Below are 15961 nucleotides of genomic sequence, written 5' to 3' on the forward strand. Positions count from 1 at the left end.
CGACCCATATTGAGCGTATCCGAGGTGGATTTTCCGTCTCGGAGCGTCTCGATTGCCGCAAAGCGCCAGTTTTCTTGACTTTCCGCGAGCGTAGGCCTAAGAGCGCCCACGACGGACCTCGAGAGCGCGGCCCGCGGCACCAGAGTTCGTTTGAACCGGAACGGAAACAGATTTCCCTTTGACAACGTTTGCTGATCTTGGCCTGAGCCAAAAAGTTCTCTCCGCCGTCACCGATGCGGGTTATACGATCCCGACGCCTATCCAGGCGAACGCCATTCCGCCGGCGCTGATGCGCCGCGATATCCTCGGTATCGCGCAGACGGGAACGGGCAAGACGGCCTCCTTCGTGCTGCCCATGCTGACCCTTCTCGAAAAGGGTCGCGCCCGGGCGCGCATGCCGCGCACCCTGATCCTCGAGCCGACACGGGAGCTTGCCGCGCAGGTCGCCGAGAATTTCGAGAAGTACGGCAAGAACCACAAGCTCAACATCGCGCTCCTCATCGGTGGCGTCTCGTTCGACGAACAGGACCGCAAGCTGGAACGCGGCGCCGACGTGCTGATCTGCACGCCCGGTCGCCTGCTCGACCACTGCGAGCGCGGCAAGCTGCTGATGACCGGCGTCGAGATCCTGGTGATCGACGAAGCCGACCGCATGCTCGACATGGGCTTCATTCCCGATATCGAGCGCATCGCAAAGCTCATCCCCTTCACGCGCCAGACGCTGTTCTTCTCGGCCACCATGCCGCCGGAGATCCAGAAGCTGGCCGACCGCTTCCTGCAGAACCCCGAGCGTATCGAGGTCGCGCCGCCCTCCTCGACCGCCAAGACCGTGACGCAGCGTTTCGTCGCGACCCACGGCAAGGATTACGAGAAGCGCGCCATCCTGCGCGATCTCATCCGCTCGCAGGACGAACTCAAGAACGCGATCATCTTCTGCAACCGCAAGCTCGATGTCGCCGATCTCTTCCGTTCTCTCAGCCGCCACGGCTTTTCGGTCGGCGCCCTTCACGGCGACATGGACCAGAGCTCGCGCACGAAGATGCTCGCCGGCTTCAAGGACAATGCGATCACGCTGCTGGTCGCCTCGGACGTCGCCGCCCGCGGCCTCGATATTCCCGATGTCAGCCACGTCTTCAATTTCGACGTTCCGATCCATGCTGAGGATTATGTTCACCGGATCGGCCGCACGGGTCGCGCCGGACGGTCGGGTGCCGCCTTCACGCTGGTCAGCCGGCGCGATGTGAAGGCTGCCGATGCGATCGAAAAGCTGATCGGCCAGAAGATCGAATGGCACAATGGCGGTCTCGACGACCTGCCGGCGCCGGTGGAAAGCACCGAGTCCGGTCGCCCCGACAAGAAGGGTGGCCGCGACGGCAAGCGCCGCGGACGTGAGCGGGAGCGCGATCATGCCCCCCGCCATGTCGTCGATCACAATCCCGACGCACCGCGCCCGTACGGCACCCGGCCGGATGGCTACAGCGCCGAAAGCTACAAGCCGGATGCGGCGAAAGCGGACGGCGTCAAGGCCAGCAGTCACATGTCCGACATCAAGACGGACGATACTCCCCTCGAAACCGTATCGGCGCAGCCAAGGATCGAACCCGTGAGAGCAGAACGCAAGGCAGACCCGAAGCCGCAGAACGCTGGCCCCCGGAACCATCGCCCGGCGTCTCCGGCCAACGACGACAATCGTGACCGCCGCAACCGCTACCGTCGCGATCATGACGACGGCCCGACCCCGGTCGGCTTCGGCGACGAGATCCCCGCATTCATGCTGGTTGCCGGCAAGGCCTGATCAGCGCTTGATCCATAGGAAAAGCGTGGCGTGTCCCTGACCGCCACGCTTTTTGCGTTTGTAAAGTGCGCGTCTCCCGGGCGACACCACTGTCAGCCCGCCGGGATCGTGAATGTCAGCCCGCCGGATCGTGAAGGAGCCCTTGATGTCCCTGCCCTCGTCCGCCTCGTCCCCCTCGTCCCCCTCTTTCCCCGCCTCTCCCGGCATCGACTTTCCCGGCGTTGGCTGTGGTCTCGCCATCCTGCGCGACAACCAAATCCTTCTCTGCCGGCGACTGAAAGCGCCCGAGCGCGGGCACTGGACGATCACTGGCGGCAAGGTCGACCTGATGGAGGACAGCCGGACTGCGGCGCGGCGCGAGGGCGGGGAGGAAAGCGGTCTGATCATCGGTCCGGCGATCGATTTTCTCTGCGTCAGCGAGCAGGTGCTCGAGCAGGACCGGCAGCACTGGATCTCGCTCATCTATGTCACGCACGACACGACAGGCGATCCACAGGAAACCGAGCCGGACAAGCTGGCGGACATCGGATGGTTTGATCTCGATGCCTTGCCCTCGCCCCTTTCGCGCTTTGCAGCCGATGCGATCTCGGCCATCCGGGCACGTTACCCCGAACGGGCCGACCGGACTGCCGCGTCATAGGCAAGCCGCGCCCAGCGGGTCATTTCATCGGGATCGTCGAGCGCCTGATCGGGAATCGACCAGTAAGGCATGAAAACCGGCTTCTTGCCGGCCCTGCCCGGGTAATGCCACTGGCGCGCGCCCGCAGCCTCGAACAGAGGGGCCGTGTCGCGATCGGCTTTGAGCATCAGCTCGCTGTTGAGGTCGATCGCCACGATCAGGCCGTTGCGATAGATGCCCTTGCCGCCGAACATGCGCTTGATCGTCACCGGACCCAGTCCGGAAAACAGTTCCTCGATCGCGTCTGCGTCCATCGACTACCCCTTCAAGACGCCTCCAGCTGCCGCGATCGCCTCCGGCGTGTCAAGATCGAGATGGGCTGCCGCGCCGATATCGACATCGACGACGGGAAGATTGCCGGTTTCGATCACATGCCGGGCGCCGACGTCCCCCTCGAGCTTGCGCAGCGCGGGAAAGAGCGCGCGCGGCAGAATGACCGGGTTGCCGCGCTTGCCGCGATGGACGGCCCGCACCACGGCTTCGCCGGCATTGTCCTCGAAAGCCGCGTTCAGCCGTCGAAGATCCTCAGGCGTGACGCCGGGCATATCCGCCAGAAGCACCAGCATCCCGTCCGGCTCGGCTCCGATGCAGTCGAGGCCGGCGATCAGCGACGAGGCCATGCCGGATGCAAAATCCTCGTTGTGTGCAAGCGTGAGATCGAGCCCGGATAGCGCCGCCCGGATTTCGGCCTCGCGGTGCCCCGTCACCACGGTGACCGGACCCGTGCTCGCGGCAAGCGCCACCTCCGTGGTTCGACGCACGAGCGGCACGCCGCCGAATTCCGCCAACAGCTTGTGATGCCCCTCGGCCCCCATGCGGCTGGCTTGACCCGCAGCAAGAACGACCGTGCGCACGACGAGGCGACGCTCGACCGGATGGTCCCGTCCCTCCGTCTCGCTGCGGGCACGCGGCCGCGGCCGGGTCGGGATCTCCGCCAGCAGTCCGCCGACGCCCATCCCCGTGATCTCGCTTGCGCCGATGGTCTCCCCCGCAACGATCCGGTCGAGCACCCAGTCGAAGCCGTTTTCCTTCGGGCTGCGTGCGCATCCGGGGGCTCCGATGATCCTGACCGTGCCGATGGTGCCGAGCACCAGCAGGTTTCCCGGATCGACCGGCATGCCGACGTGATCCACCCGGCCACCGGCCGCGCGGATCGCCGCGGGAATGACGTCCTGCGCATCCGTAACCGCAGAGGCTCCAAAGACGATCACCAGTCTCGGTCGTTCTCCGGGCTCGGCAAGGGCCGTGCGGATGGCCTCGGCAACGGCGTCCGCCCGGTGGGCAACGCGCGCCTCGCTCGTCAGCCGGCTCCCCGAGCGCCGCAGCCGGTCTTCCAGGATGCGGCGCGTCTTGTCCATCACCTGCGGCTTCAGCGAGGGCAACCGGGTGGCGACGAGCGAGACGTCATGCGCGGCAAAGGGTTTGACGGCGAAGGCGGGCCCCTCCGCGAGAATGGCCGCGGCCCTCTCGGCGCGCTGGCGGTCCACCGCAAACGGAATGATCTTGATCGTCGCGACCATGTCCCCCGCACGCACTGCCTGGTGATCGGCAAGACAGGCGAGCGTGATGGCCGGATCGACGCGGTTGAACCGGTCCACCCGTTCCCGTGTCGCGACGAACAGTCCATCGACGGCAGCGTGCAGGTTGAGCCGGCCGGTCGAGGCCGGCGAAAACGTCAGGTGATCCGGCGCGATCGCCGTTCCGACCAGCCTCGCCGCCTCGTCCTCGCCGATGTCCCCGGGCTCGAGGCGCGCAACCACGATTTCGCGCAGGCCGATCTCCGCAAGCGCGGCAAGATCGGCGCCGGCGAGACGTCGTCCCTTCGCGAACCGCCCATCGGGAAGCGCCACGGCATGCGCCAGCATGGCGCCCTCTGCCTCCTTGAGAGGAACGGGACCGAACTTCATGCTTCCAAGGTTTCCGCGCGTTCGCGCGCAAGAGGCACGCTGTCGGGGCTCGGCCGCGTCCGCAGCGACTGGATGATGTCGGCGAGAATCGAAACGGCGATCTCGGCCGGTGTCGCCGCCCCGATGGAAAGGCCGATCGGGGCCGAAATCCGCGCCAGGCTCTCCGGTGGCAAACCGAGCGCCTGAAGGCGCTCGATCCGCCGCCCATGCGTCTTGCGGCTGCCGAGCGCGCCCACATAGAAGCATCCGGCCTCCAGCGCCGCCTTCAGCGCGCCATCGTCGATCTTCGGGTCGTGCGTGATGGCGGCCACCGCCGTATAGGCATCGAGCGGCCGACCCGGCAAGACGTCTTCCGGCCACTCCGCAACGAGATCGACGCCCGCGAAGCGCTCCGGGGTCGCGAAGGCCGTCCGCGGATCGATGATCAGGGTGGCAAAGCCTGCGATCTCGGCCATCGGCACCAGCGCCTGGGCGATGTGCACGGCGCCGATGATCACCAGACGCGGCGGCGGCCTGTAGATGTTGACGAAGGAGCTTCCGTCGGCGGACAGCCGCGAGATTCCCGAGGAGAAGGCCGTCCGGACCTCATCGGGCGCGCTGTCGCCCTCGGCGAAGACGGTCGTGCGCCCCGTGGCAAGCTCGGTCCAGGCGACCACCGCATGCCGGGTGGCGCGCAATGTGTTGAGCCGGCTAAGAGATGCTTCGTCGATGTTCCCGCCAAGTGTCTGGACGAGGACCCGGATCTGTCCTCCACAGGAGAGGCCGACCTGCCAGGCCCTCTCGTCCGCGACGCCGAAGGACAGGATCCGAGCTGCTCCGGTCTCGATCACGTCCGCGGCCTCGGCCACCACCGCGCCCTCGACGCATCCCCCGGAGACGGACCCGTCGAAATGCCCATCGGCATCGATGACGAGATGGCTTCCGACGGGCCGCGGTGCCGACCCCCAGGTCTCGATCACGGTCGCCAGCGCGACGCGCCGTCCCGCCGTGTTCCAGTCCTGCGCGAGCTGGAGAGGATCATGTGCCTGTGCATCGAGTGTCATGGAAATGCCCCTGATCGTGGAACCGGCGCGCGGGTCGAGGCGACCCCATGCCGCAATGGCTCTCATATAGGGCGTCCATCCCGGTTTTCAGCCTGTGCCCTCCCGGCAGACCACAGATCGGCCACGGCGGACGATCGATCACGCGCGGGACCGGTCAGGTGCGGTGGATTCCGTCAAAGACAGCGAAAACATGGGCATGTCGTCGGCGGGCTGCTGTTTTCCTTTGACGCGGGTTGCGGGATTGCCGAACATGCCGGGGCATGTCGACCGTGCCGGAAATGCGGGCGATGTGCCCGTGGTCGCGGGTCCGACATCCGGTCGAAGCCCTGGCCGGCCGGTCGAAGCCCTGGTCAAAACATCCGTCCTCTCAGCAGCGTTGAAAGTCCCATGTTCCGCGTTCTCTTCGTTCTTCTCCCAGCCGTTGCGCTCGGGTTCGCCGGCGCATCCGGGGCAGCGGCCGCCGGCTTGAAGGTGGGCGTCGTCGCGCCGGTCGAAGGACCGCTGGGGGCGCTGGGGCGGCAGGTTCTCGAGGGAGCCCGGTTCCAGGCCGAAGCGCGCGGCTCGGAGGTCGTTTCCATTCCCGAAACCTGCGAGGCAGGTGATGCCGAAGCCTTGAAGGCCGCTGTTGCCGCGGCCGCCACCGAGGCCCTGATCGGCTTCCTGTGCACGGAGAGCCTCGACGCCGTCCTGCCGACGCTTGGTGGCACGGGGGTCCCCGCCATCAGTCTCAGCGTCCGGTCCGATGTGCTCATGGAGGATGTCCGCAAGAACGGATGGCCGTTCTACCGGCTCGTGCCAAACGCGCGCAAGGAGACCGAAAAGCTGACGAGCGTCATTCTGGAGCGCTGGAAGGGCGAGCCGCTCGCGCTCATCGATGACGGCACGATCCACGGTCGCGATCTGGTGGAAGGCGTGCGCGCCGCCTTGGCCGAGATGGGCCTCACGCCGGTGTTCTCCGACACGTTCCGGCCCGCGCAGGAGCAGCAGGTCAGCCTCGTACGCCGCCTTGCCCGCAGCGGAGCGACCCATGTCCTGATCGGCGGCGACCGCAGCGATGTCGCGATCATCGCGCGGGACGCCGCGAGCGAGAAGCTGTCGCTGACGCTGCTCGGCGGGGAAGCGCTCGATGCGGCGGACCAGCCGATTCCTCTGGCGGACGGCGTTCTTGCGGTCACGCTCCCCGATCCCGAATCTCTGCCGGACGCCGCGCAGACGGCAGCCGCGATGCGCACGGCGAACATTGTGCCCGAAGGCTACACCCTGCCCGCCTTTGCGGCGATGAGCCTTCTGGAGCAGGCCAAGGATCGCGCGTTGAAGGATGGCACGCCGCTCGCCGACGCACTCCCCAAGGCTGCCTATCCGACCGTGCTCGGTACGATCCGCTTCGATGCCGGACACGAGCTCGCAGACAATCCCTACCGCCTGATGATGTGGCAGCAGGGGCGCTTCATCGACGCCCCGCCCGCAACCGAGTGAGGCTGCAGATGCCGGTGCAGCGTGGCCCCCTGAATGCGTTGACCGATGTTCCGGGACTTGCGGTCGGCCACGCGCAGGATGATCGCCTGAAATCCGGGGTCACGGTCATTCTCTGCGATCCCCCGGCGGTTGCCGCCGTGTCGATTCTCGGCGGCGCGCCGGGGACGCGCGAAACCGACCTCCTCGAGCCGCACAACAGCGTCCAGACGGTGGACGCGCTCTGCCTTTCCGGCGGCTCGGCCTTCGGGCTCGATGCCGCGTCCGGCGTCCAGGCCGCGTTGCGCGCCATGGGTCGCGGGCTGGCCGTGGGGCCCGCCATTGTCCCGATCGTCCCGGCGGCCATCCTGTTCGACCTCAACAATGGTGGCGACAAGGATTGGGGGCTCCATGCGCCCTATCGCGACCTCGGCTTCGCGGCCGCCATGGCGGCCGGCATCGAGGTGGCCACAGGCAGCGTCGGCGCGGGAACGGGTGCAACGACCGCGAACCTGAAAGGTGGGCTCGGAACGGCATCGACCCTCCTTGCAAACGGCATCACGGTCGGGGCTCTCGCAGCCGTCAATCCGCTCGGATCGGCCACCATCGGCGATACCGCCTGCTTCTGGGCCGCGCCCTTCGAATGTGATGGAGAATTCGGCGGTCGCGGCCTGCCCGCTCCGCTGCCCGCCAACGCGACGGCCGTTCGCACCAAGCTCGATGCCGTCGCACCGATGGCCAACACGACGATCGCCGTCATCGCGACCGATGTCTCGCTGACGAAGGCTGAAGCCAAACGTCTCGCCGTGGCAGCCCATGACGGCTTTTCCCGCGCGCTCTGGCCGTCGCATACGCTGCTCGATGGCGACCTCGTCTTTGCCGTTTCGACCGGCCGGCAACCTGGAAACCTCGATCCCGCGGCGTTTCTCGATCTCTGCGCCGCCGCTGCATCGACGATGGCCCGGGCGATCGCGCGCGGGGTTCACGACGCGACGGCGGCCGAAGGCGACCTTCGTCCCTGCTGGCGCGACCTGCACGCCGCGTCCGCCTGAGAGGCACGCAGGCCGTGCCGCGACATTGCCGCCCTCGGCGACCAGTGCTACTGCATCCCCATTCGGGCGGGAATCCGCTCGGACAGCGATGATGCAGTCGTTCTCCTCGCGTCGGTCGCGAAGGAAACACATTCCGGAGATTTCAGCATGCCGCGTCCCCTTCGTATCGCCCCTTCCATTCTCGCTTCGAATTTCGCGCGGCTCGGCGACGAGGTCCGCGACGTTGTCGCCGCAGGGGCGGACTGGGTGCATCTGGACGTGATGGACGGGCATTTCGTTCCCAACATCACCTTCGGGCCCGACGTCGTGAAGGCGTTGCGCCCTCTGACCGATGCCACCTTTGACTGCCATCTGATGATCGCCCCGGCCGACCCCTATCTCGAAGCCTTCGCCAAGGCGGGATGCGACAGCATCACCGTGCATGCGGAAGCGGGGCCGCATCTCCACCGCTCGCTGCAGACCATCCGCAACCTCGGGAAAAGAGCCGGCGTCGCCATCAATCCGGCAACGCCGGAAGCAACCATCGCGTATTTGCTGGACACGGTGGATCTGGTGCTGGTGATGACCGTGAACCCCGGCTTCGGCGGCCAGACGCTGATTGCACCAACGCTCGACAAGATCCGCCGCGTCCGCGCGCTCGTCGGCGACCGGCCGATCGACATCGAAGTCGATGGCGGCATCACGGAGGCGACGATCGCGTCCGCGGCCGAGGCCGGGGCCAATGTCTTCGTCGCGGGCTCCGCGATCTATGGCGGGGGCTCCCCCGACGCCTACCGCACGGCCATTTCCAGCCTCCGGGCGCGGGCGGAAAGCGGCCGCGGATGACCGGAGACGGCGGCCCGGCGCGGCTGCCACCGCTGCCGTCGAAACGCGCCACGCGTCAGCGCCCTCGCCCGGCGATCACCGCGCAGGAGCATGCCGGCCAAGGGGCCGGATGGCAGGCGCAAGCGCGAGCAGGCTGGCTCGGCGCAAAACGGCATCTTCCTCTCGTGCCGCTGTGGGGCCTGACGATGGCGCTCTGCGCCGTCACCTCGCTGCTCCTGCAGGGACGCATCGATACCGGACACAGTCTCGCGATCCTGGTCCTTTTCTTCTTCGGCGGCTCGCTCGCCTTTCCCATCGCGGTCTTCGCCGCGCAGGGTCTCGCCTTCGGGCGCCCAGCCGAAACACGCTTTGCCGCCAGCTTCCTGTCGCTGACGCTCCTGACGATCGGCATCACGGGCATCCTCTTTGCCCTGCAGTACCGCCTGTTCTTTGCCCAATGGCACGCGCCCTTCGCCACGCGGATCTGGTTCTATCAGTTCGCCTTCACCGGCGCGGGCGCGATCTACCAGTTCATCGTCATGGGCATCCGCCTCTACCTGCCGCTCGGCCTCCCGGCTCTCCTCGGCATGAGCCTCTGGCTGACGCGCGTTCAGCGTTGAGCTTGCAGGACATCTTTGATAGAGGCTCGGCCAACGATATCCGAGAGAAAGCTGACAGCCGATGATCCCCCGCTATTCCCGGCCGGAAATGGTCGCCATCTGGTCGCCCGAGTCCAAGTTCCGCATCTGGTTCGAAATCGAGGCCCACGCCTGCGACGCCCTCGCCGACCTCGGCGTCATCCCCAAGGAGGCTGCCCGGACCATCTGGGAAAAAGGCGGCGCCGCCACCTTCGACGTCGATCGCATCGACGAGATCGAGGCCGTAACCAAGCATGACGTAATCGCCTTCCTCACGCATCTGGCCGAAATCGTCGGGCCCGATGCCCGTTTCGTCCACCAGGGCATGACGTCGTCGGATGTGCTCGACACCTGCTTCTCCGTCCAGCTCGTCAAGGCGACAGACCTGCTTCTCGCCGACATGGACCGCCTGCTGGAGGCCCTGAAGCGTCGTGCGTTCGAGCACAAGGACACGGTCACCATCGGCCGTTCGCACGGCATCCATGCCGAACCCACGACATTTGGCGTCAAGCTGGCACTGGCCTATGCCGAGTTCGAACGCTGCCGGGCCCGTCTCGTGGCCGCACGCGAGGAAATCGCGACCTGCGCCATCTCGGGCGCCGTCGGAACCTTTGCCAACATCGACCCGCGCGTCGAGGAGCATGTCGCGGCGGCCCTCGGGCTGAAGCCGGAGCCGGTCTCCACGCAGGTCATCCCGCGCGATCGTCACGCCATGTACTTCTCCATCCTCGGCGTCATCGCCTCCTCGGTGGAACGCGTCGCAACGGAGATCCGTCACCTTCAGCGCACCGAAGTGCTGGAAGCCGAAGAGTATTTCTCTCCGGGCCAGAAGGGCTCATCGGCCATGCCGCACAAGCGCAACCCGGTCCTGACCGAAAACCTCACCGGCCTCGCCCGCATGGTTCGCGCCTTCTCCATCCCGGCCATGGAAAACGTGGCGCTCTGGCACGAGCGCGATATCTCGCACTCGTCAGTGGAGCGCATGATCGGCCCGGATGCGACCGTCACGCTCGACTTCGCATTGGCGCGCCTGACCAACGTCATCGACAAGCTGCTGGTCTACCCCGACAACATGATGGGCAACCTCAACAAGTTCCGGGGCCTCGTCCACTCGCAGCGCGTTCTTCTCGCCCTCACGCAGGCCGGCGCCTCGCGCGAGGACGCCTATCGCCTGGTCCAGCGCAATGCGATGCGCGTCTGGGAACAGGGCAAGGACTTCCTGGAAGAGCTTCTCGCCGACGAAGAGGTCCGCGGCTATCTGCCTGAGGAGAACATTCGCGAGAAGTTCGATCTCGGCTACCACACCAAGCACGTCGACACGATCTTCCGCCGCGTGTTCGGCTGACCGATCCGACGCAAAGGCGTGCCAGAAACGACGGAACGGCCGCGTTCGATAGAATGCGACCGTTCCCCGCAAGGCTTCCGTGATGGTTTTTGCTTAATCTGCAACTCTGGACAAACAGAGAGGCTGAGAGGAGCACACGAGACATGCCGGCACAATTGGGGACGGAGCGCGAGAAGCGGTCCCGCGTCAAACTGGTGGGCCGCGTAACATGCCGGGACAAGGCCAGCGGCGCGACCGTGACCGACCTGTCCGACGCGGGCATGAGCTTGCAGCTCACCTACGACATCCAGGCGACCCAGGGCCAGAATGTCGTCATCGAAACCGAAGAACTCGGTCGCCTGAACGGCTCGGTCCAGTGGACGCGCGGCAACCAGATCGGCGTTCGCCTGATCACATCGTCGAACACGAGCGCGAAGATCGCCTCCTTCTACAAGTTTTTCCGCTAATCACCCGTCTCCCGGAGCGAAAGCCGCCTGTCCGGCCCCATCGTGGGTCTTGACAAGAAAACCGTGCCGCCTCACATCGCGACATCATGAAAGCTTCGGAAGCAGATATTCTCATCGTTCCCGGATACACCAATTCGGGCCCCGATCATTGGCAGACCCGCTGGGAGAGCAAGCTCGCCTCCGCGCGCCGCGTCGAACAGGCGGAATGGGTCAAGCCCGTCCGTGAGGACTGGGTGGCGCGCATGAACGAGGAAATCGCGGCCGCGACGAAGCCGGTGGTCATCGTCGCCCACTCACTCGGAGTCGCCACCGCGGTGCATGCGATCTCCAAGGAAAACCAGCACAAGATCGCCGGCGCCTTCTTCGTCGCGCCGCCGGATGTCGAAAACCCAAGAATCCGTCCGAAACACCTGATGACCTTCGGGCCATATCCGCGCGATCCGCTCCCCTTTCCGTCGATGATCGTCGCCAGCCGCAACGATCATTTCGGCTCCTACGAGCATGCCGGCGACATCGCCAACGCCTGGGGATCGATCCTCGTCGACGCGGGCGAGTCGGGCCATCTCAACGCGGAGTCCGGTCACGGACCCTGGCCGGAGGGAACGATGGTGTTCGCGCAGTTCCTCAGTCGCCTGAAGCCGCCGCCGACGACGATCTGACGGCCTTGACTTACCCTGATAACTCGGTGAAGCCTGACGTCCGGTGAAGTGCTTGAGGGCGACCCTGTCCAGGGCATCGTTCCCCAGGCGGGGCGGACCTGGATGTGACGAGCGAACCAAGCACGGGGGAAAGCGAGGACGGCGGATCGGGCTCCGATCGCGGTCCCGCAGACGATATTGCCCGCCGGCTGAGGCTGGCCCTCGATGTGTCCAAGATCGGTGTGTTCGACGCCGACCTGGAGACCGGTCGCGTCAAGCGCGATGCCGCCCTCATGCAAATTTTCGGCTACAGCGAGCAGCCGCACGAAGACGAGGGCGACGTCCTTGAAAAAACGCTTCACCCGGATGATCGCGATCGCGCATGGGCGACGATCGACGCTGGGATTGCCTCGGGCGAGCCCTTCTACAATGCCTTTCGTATCGTCCGGCCGGACGGGGCGGTTCGCCATATCCGGTCCCGGTCCGTCACCTTCAGCGACAGCAAGGGGCACCGACGCCTATTGGGCGCCAATTGGGACGCGACCGACGACGTCATGCTCCAGCAAAACCTCGAACAGGCGCGGGCGCTTGCAGAATCCCGCTACGAAGCGCTGGAGGGCGCGTGGCGGGAAATCGAACGGAGGGCGTTGCAGGACCAGCTGACGGGCCTTTCGAACCGGCACGCTCTTCTGCTGCATCTCGATCGTCTTTCGGCCGAGCCGCCTCCCCGTGCCCGGCACGCGGTCCTGCAGATCGACCTGTCCCGCTTCAAGGAGATCAACGACACGCTTGGACACCGGGCGGGCGACGCGGCCATCATCTGCGTTGCCGGCCGGCTCGCGGCTCTGCGCAACGAAGGAGAATGCCTCGCCCGCATCAGTGGCGACGAGTTCGCGCTCGTCCTGACGGCCGGCAGCCGATCCGAGGACGCGGCGCACCTGGCGGACGAGATCGTGCGGAGCCTCGAGCAGCCGATCCCGTGCGAGGGCCATCTCTTTCGATGCGGGGTCAGCGTCGGGGTCGCCTGGACCGGCGACGCGGTCGACGGCCCCCAGGCGCTGATCAACGCGGCGACCGCGCTCTCCGCGGCCAAGTCCCGCAAGGGCAGCCGGACCGTGCTCTTCACGACGGAGCTCGACGCGCGGAACCGCGCGATCAAGCAGACCGCGGACGACATCCTGCGCGGCGTGGCGGAAGACGCTTTCCTTCCATTCTATCAGCTGCAATTCGACGCTCGGACGCTGGAGGTCTGCGGCGTGGAGACCCTTGCCCGCTGGCAGCACCCTCAGCACGGAATCCTGACCCCCGAGCGTTTCCTCAAGATCGCCGAAGACATCGACGTCATGCGGCGCATCGACCGGACCCTGGCCAAGAAGGCGAGCGCGGATTTTCTGCGCTGGCGCGCAGACGGCCTCCGCATCGACCGCCTCTCGCTCAACGTGTCCGCCCGCCGCCTTCTCGATCCGCAGCTGCTTTTAGACGTCCCGACGAAAGACCTTCCGAAAGGAACCATCGTTTTCGAAATGCTCGAATCGATCTTTCTGGACGTGCTCGACGACGACATGGCGAAAGCCATCAGCCGGATCCGCAAGGCCGGCGTTGCGATCGAAATCGACGACTTCGGGACCGGCCACGCCTCCGTCCTCGGTCTCACGACCCTTCGACCGAAACGCCTGAAGATCGATCGGGCCCTGATCGCCCCGGTGACGCGCGACGACCGACAGCGCCGCCTCATCGCCGCCATCATCGAAATGGGCCACGCTCTGGACATCGAGATCGTCGCCGAAGGCGTGGAGACCATGGCCCAGGTCCATCTGCTCCAGACCATGGGTTGCGACGTGCTCCAGGGCTTCGCCCTCGCCCGCCCCATGGATGCCGCAACCCTCGAGGCCTTCCTGCGGACGAAGGCGCTGGAAAAACGGCCGCAGCCATGAGCGACCAGCCTCAATCGCTCGGCTTCCATCATCCCCGTTATGTCCTCAACGCAGGCCTGCAATGCCGCCCGGGCGTCGCCGTCCCCCGCCGAGAGATGAGACGCCGATTGTGAAACGGTTTCTTTTCCGCTATGGACCCGGGAGAAGATCATGCCCGAACTGCATCAACGAAAAGGCGCATCTCCCAGCGCCTGCAACAATAAGAGACAGAGTCTATGAACCGTCGCCGCCGAATCTATGAAGGCAAGGCCAAGATCCTTTATGAGGGCCCGGAGCCAGGCACGCTGATCCAGTTCTTCAAGGACGACGCAACCGCCTTCAACAAGAAGAAGCATGACGTCATCGACGGCAAGGGCGTTCTGAACAACCGGATCTCGGAATACATCTTCACGCACTTGAACCGGATCGGCATCCCGACGCATTTCATCCGCCGTTTGAACATGCGCGAGCAGCTGATCAAGGAAGTCGAGATCATTCCGCTCGAGATCGTCGTGCGCAACGTCGCGGCCGGCTCCCTCTCCAAGCGTCTCGGCATCGAGGAAGGCACCGTGCTGCCGCGCTCGATCATCGAGTTCTACTACAAGGCCGATGCCCTCGACGATCCCATGGTCTCCGAAGAGCACATCACGGCCTTCGGCTGGGCGAGCCCGCAGGAGCTGGACGACGTGATGGCGCTGGCCATTCGCGTCAACGACTTCCTGACCGGCCTGTTTTTGGGCGTCGGCATCCAGCTGGTCGATTTCAAGATCGAGTGCGGACGCCTGTTCGAAGGCGACATGATGCGCATCATCCTGGCCGACGAGATTTCGCCGGACAGCTGCCGCCTCTGGGACGTCGAGACCAAGGAAAAGATGGACAAGGATCGTTTCCGTCGCGACATGGGCGGTCTGGTCGAAGCCTATCAGGAAGTCGCCCGCCGTCTCGGCATCATGAACGAGAACGAGCCGCCGCGCGGTTCGGGTCCGGTTCTGGTCAAGTAAGCCGCCAGAGCCCGAGAGCATCCAGTTTCGAGGAAGACGAAAGTGATCACCGCACGCGTAACTGTCACGCTGAAGAACGGCGTACTCGACCCGCAGGGGAAGGCCATCGAAGGCGCCCTCGGCGCCCTCGGTTTTGACGGCGTCGGCCAGGTTCGCCAGGGCAAGGTGTTCGACCTCCAGGTCGACACCGACGACCGAGCGAAAGCCGAAACCGACGTAAAAGCCATGTGCGACAAGCTGTTGGCAAACACCGTGATCGAGAACTATACTATCTCCCTCGACTGAAGGTTGCGGGAGCGTGGCATGACGAACGTCACGAACGAACGGATGTACGAACTCCTGAAGCAGATGAATGGCGATCTATCGCACACCAGACATGCCGTAACGGAGCTGAAGAGCGAGATGCAGAGCATGCGTGGCACGCTTGTGTCGGTTCAGCAGGACATTCACAACATCGGCGGGATCCTCGGACGCCACGAGACCCGTCTCGACCGCATTGAAAACCGCCTCGAGCTGCGCGAGCTCGCCGAGGCACAGTCAAGGTTCGATCCGCATCCATGAAGTCCGCCGTCGTTCAGCTCCCCGGTCTCAATCGCGACCGTGACATGATCACCGCCCTCACCATGATCTCCGGCAAGCCGCCGGTCACCGTCTGGCAGACGGAAACCGAGATCCCGGATGTCGATCTGATCGTCATTCCCGGCGGTTTCTCCTATGGCGATTACTTGCGCTGCGGCGCCATCGCCGCGCGCATGCCGGTCATGCAGGCGATCAAGGCCAAGGCGGAACAGGGCGTCCGGGTGCTCGGTGTCTGCAACGGCTTCCAGATCCTGCTCGAAGCCGGCCTGCTGCCGGGCGCGCTGATGCGCAACGCCTCGCTGAAGTTCGTCTGCAAGGAGATCAAGCTCGAGGTCGTCAACGCCGCCACGGACTTCACCCGCGCCTATGCGGAAGGCCAGATCATCCGCTGCCCCGTCGCGCATCACGATGGCAACTATTTCGCCGATGCGGAAACGCTGAAGGCGATCGAAGGGGACGGCCAGGTGGTGTTCCGCTATGCGGCCGGCACCAATCCGAACGGGTCGATGAACGATATCGCCGCCGTGACAAATGCCCGCGGCAACGTTCTCGGCATGATGCCGCATCCGGAAAACCTGATCGAGGCCGCCCATGGCGGTTCCGACGGCCGCGCCCTGTTCGCCTCCGCTCTCGACGTCATTGCGGCCTGATTTTCCGGCCGCAACCTTT

General features: G+C 65.5%; 17 protein-coding genes. 14 read left to right on the forward strand and 3 right to left on the reverse strand.

Annotation, left to right across the window (positions count from 1 at the left end):
• Nucleotides 1-178: 178 nt before the first annotated feature.
• Nucleotides 179-1795, forward strand: coding sequence for a DEAD/DEAH box helicase (locus tag ASG03_RS15330; protein ID WP_062694343.1), 1617 nt, complete (start codon nucleotides 179-181; stop codon nucleotides 1793-1795).
• A gap of 145 nt (nucleotides 1796-1940) precedes the next feature.
• Nucleotides 1941-2435, forward strand: coding sequence for an NUDIX domain-containing protein (locus ASG03_RS15335; RefSeq protein ID WP_062694345.1), 495 nt, complete (start codon nucleotides 1941-1943; stop codon nucleotides 2433-2435).
• Here ASG03_RS15335 and ASG03_RS15340 read toward each other — a convergent pair.
• From ASG03_RS15340 to ASG03_RS15350, 3 genes are read right to left on the reverse strand one after another with little or no spacing between them, the layout of a single operon-like run.
• Nucleotides 2399-2728 carry a TfoX/Sxy family protein gene (locus ASG03_RS15340; protein WP_062694348.1) on the reverse strand — a complete coding sequence of 110 codons (330 nt, stop codon included), beginning with the start codon at nucleotides 2726-2728 and terminating at the stop codon, nucleotides 2399-2401. The two genes, ASG03_RS15335 and ASG03_RS15340, sit on opposite strands and share 37 nt — an antisense overlap.
• A gap of 3 nt (nucleotides 2729-2731) precedes the next feature.
• Nucleotides 2732-4381, reverse strand: coding sequence for an NTP transferase domain-containing protein (locus ASG03_RS15345; protein WP_062694350.1), 1650 nt, complete (start codon nucleotides 4379-4381; stop codon nucleotides 2732-2734).
• Complete coding sequence (locus ASG03_RS15350; protein WP_062695218.1) at nucleotides 4378-5424, reverse strand: XdhC family protein; 1047 nt, start codon at nucleotides 5422-5424, stop codon at nucleotides 4378-4380. The genes ASG03_RS15345 and ASG03_RS15350 overlap by 4 nt, the downstream gene beginning before the upstream one ends.
• A 387-nt stretch (nucleotides 5425-5811) precedes the next feature.
• Between ASG03_RS15350 and ASG03_RS15355 the strand changes: the two genes are divergently transcribed.
• From ASG03_RS15355 to purQ, 12 genes are all read left to right on the forward strand, one after another.
• Entirely contained in the window at nucleotides 5812-6900 is a 1089-nt protein-coding gene (locus ASG03_RS15355) for an ABC transporter substrate-binding protein (protein WP_062694352.1), read from the forward strand.
• Nucleotides 6901-6908: 8 nt separating this feature from the next.
• A complete protein-coding gene (locus ASG03_RS15360; RefSeq protein WP_062694354.1) occupies nucleotides 6909-7928 on the forward strand; it encodes a P1 family peptidase in 1020 nt (339 codons plus the stop codon).
• Nucleotides 7929-8075: 147 nt separating this feature from the next.
• Nucleotides 8076-8753, forward strand: coding sequence for a ribulose-phosphate 3-epimerase (gene rpe, locus ASG03_RS15365; protein WP_062694356.1), 678 nt, complete (start codon nucleotides 8076-8078; stop codon nucleotides 8751-8753).
• Nucleotides 8750-9352: a hypothetical protein gene (locus ASG03_RS15370; RefSeq protein WP_062694358.1), complete on the forward strand. Its 603-nt coding sequence runs from the start codon at nucleotides 8750-8752 to the stop codon at nucleotides 9350-9352. The genes rpe and ASG03_RS15370 overlap by 4 nt, the downstream gene beginning before the upstream one ends.
• A 61-nt stretch (nucleotides 9353-9413) precedes the next feature.
• The gene (purB, locus tag ASG03_RS15375) at nucleotides 9414-10715 is read left to right on the forward strand and encodes an adenylosuccinate lyase (RefSeq protein WP_062473627.1); all 1302 of its coding nucleotides are present in this window, start codon (nucleotides 9414-9416) and stop codon (nucleotides 10713-10715) included.
• A gap of 143 nt (nucleotides 10716-10858) precedes the next feature.
• Nucleotides 10859-11161 carry a PilZ domain-containing protein gene (locus ASG03_RS15380; RefSeq protein WP_062694360.1) on the forward strand — a complete coding sequence of 101 codons (303 nt, stop codon included), beginning with the start codon at nucleotides 10859-10861 and terminating at the stop codon, nucleotides 11159-11161.
• A gap of 86 nt (nucleotides 11162-11247) precedes the next feature.
• Nucleotides 11248-11820, forward strand: coding sequence for an RBBP9/YdeN family alpha/beta hydrolase (locus tag ASG03_RS15385; RefSeq protein ID WP_062694362.1), 573 nt, complete (start codon nucleotides 11248-11250; stop codon nucleotides 11818-11820).
• 104 nt (nucleotides 11821-11924) lie between these two features.
• Nucleotides 11925-13733 carry a putative bifunctional diguanylate cyclase/phosphodiesterase gene (locus ASG03_RS15390; protein ID WP_062694364.1) on the forward strand — a complete coding sequence of 603 codons (1809 nt, stop codon included), beginning with the start codon at nucleotides 11925-11927 and terminating at the stop codon, nucleotides 13731-13733.
• A gap of 215 nt (nucleotides 13734-13948) precedes the next feature.
• On the forward strand, nucleotides 13949-14713 hold the full coding sequence (gene purC / locus ASG03_RS15395; RefSeq protein WP_062473634.1) for a phosphoribosylaminoimidazolesuccinocarboxamide synthase: 765 nt from the start codon (nucleotides 13949-13951) through the stop codon (nucleotides 14711-14713).
• 42 nt (nucleotides 14714-14755) lie between these two features.
• Nucleotides 14756-14998 carry a phosphoribosylformylglycinamidine synthase subunit PurS gene (gene purS / locus ASG03_RS15400; RefSeq protein ID WP_062473636.1) on the forward strand — a complete coding sequence of 81 codons (243 nt, stop codon included), beginning with the start codon at nucleotides 14756-14758 and terminating at the stop codon, nucleotides 14996-14998.
• Between the two features lie 18 nt (nucleotides 14999-15016).
• Nucleotides 15017-15274, forward strand: a complete 258-nt coding sequence (locus ASG03_RS15405; RefSeq protein WP_062694366.1) for a hypothetical protein — start codon at nucleotides 15017-15019, stop codon at nucleotides 15272-15274.
• Nucleotides 15271-15942, forward strand: coding sequence for a phosphoribosylformylglycinamidine synthase subunit PurQ (gene purQ, locus ASG03_RS15410; protein WP_062694368.1), 672 nt, complete (start codon nucleotides 15271-15273; stop codon nucleotides 15940-15942). Before ASG03_RS15405 ends, purQ begins: the two co-directional genes overlap by 4 nt.
• The last annotated feature ends 19 nt before the right edge of the window (nucleotides 15943-15961 follow it).

Origin of the sequence: Rhizobium sp. Leaf341 (assembly GCF_001424325.1) — a bacterium.
Classification (GTDB): Bacteria; Pseudomonadota; Alphaproteobacteria; order Rhizobiales; family Rhizobiaceae; genus Ferranicluibacter.

Excerpts from the sequence above, each read along its gene's own strand:
- ASG03_RS15335 (WP_062694345.1), top strand. The coding sequence starts at position 1,941 with ATGTCCCTGCCCTCGTCCGCCTCGTCCCCCTCGTCCCCCTCTTTCCCC.
- ASG03_RS15340 (WP_062694348.1), bottom strand. The coding sequence starts at position 2,728 with ATGGACGCAGACGCGATCGAGGAACTGTTTTCCGGACTGGGTCCGGTG.
- ASG03_RS15345 (WP_062694350.1), bottom strand. The coding sequence starts at position 4,381 with ATGAAGTTCGGTCCCGTTCCTCTCAAGGAGGCAGAGGGCGCCATGCTG.
- ASG03_RS15350 (WP_062695218.1), bottom strand. The coding sequence starts at position 5,424 with ATGACACTCGATGCACAGGCACATGATCCTCTCCAGCTCGCGCAGGAC.
- ASG03_RS15355 (WP_062694352.1), top strand. The coding sequence starts at position 5,812 with ATGTTCCGCGTTCTCTTCGTTCTTCTCCCAGCCGTTGCGCTCGGGTTC.
- ASG03_RS15360 (WP_062694354.1), top strand. The coding sequence starts at position 6,909 with ATGCCGGTGCAGCGTGGCCCCCTGAATGCGTTGACCGATGTTCCGGGA.
- rpe (WP_062694356.1), top strand. The coding sequence starts at position 8,076 with ATGCCGCGTCCCCTTCGTATCGCCCCTTCCATTCTCGCTTCGAATTTC.
- ASG03_RS15370 (WP_062694358.1), top strand. The coding sequence starts at position 8,750 with ATGACCGGAGACGGCGGCCCGGCGCGGCTGCCACCGCTGCCGTCGAAA.
- purB (WP_062473627.1), top strand. The coding sequence starts at position 9,414 with ATGATCCCCCGCTATTCCCGGCCGGAAATGGTCGCCATCTGGTCGCCC.
- ASG03_RS15380 (WP_062694360.1), top strand. The coding sequence starts at position 10,859 with ATGCCGGCACAATTGGGGACGGAGCGCGAGAAGCGGTCCCGCGTCAAA.
- ASG03_RS15385 (WP_062694362.1), top strand. The coding sequence starts at position 11,248 with ATGAAAGCTTCGGAAGCAGATATTCTCATCGTTCCCGGATACACCAAT.
- purC (WP_062473634.1), top strand. The coding sequence starts at position 13,949 with ATGAACCGTCGCCGCCGAATCTATGAAGGCAAGGCCAAGATCCTTTAT.
- ASG03_RS15405 (WP_062694366.1), top strand. The coding sequence starts at position 15,017 with ATGACGAACGTCACGAACGAACGGATGTACGAACTCCTGAAGCAGATG.
- purQ (WP_062694368.1), top strand. The coding sequence starts at position 15,271 with ATGAAGTCCGCCGTCGTTCAGCTCCCCGGTCTCAATCGCGACCGTGAC.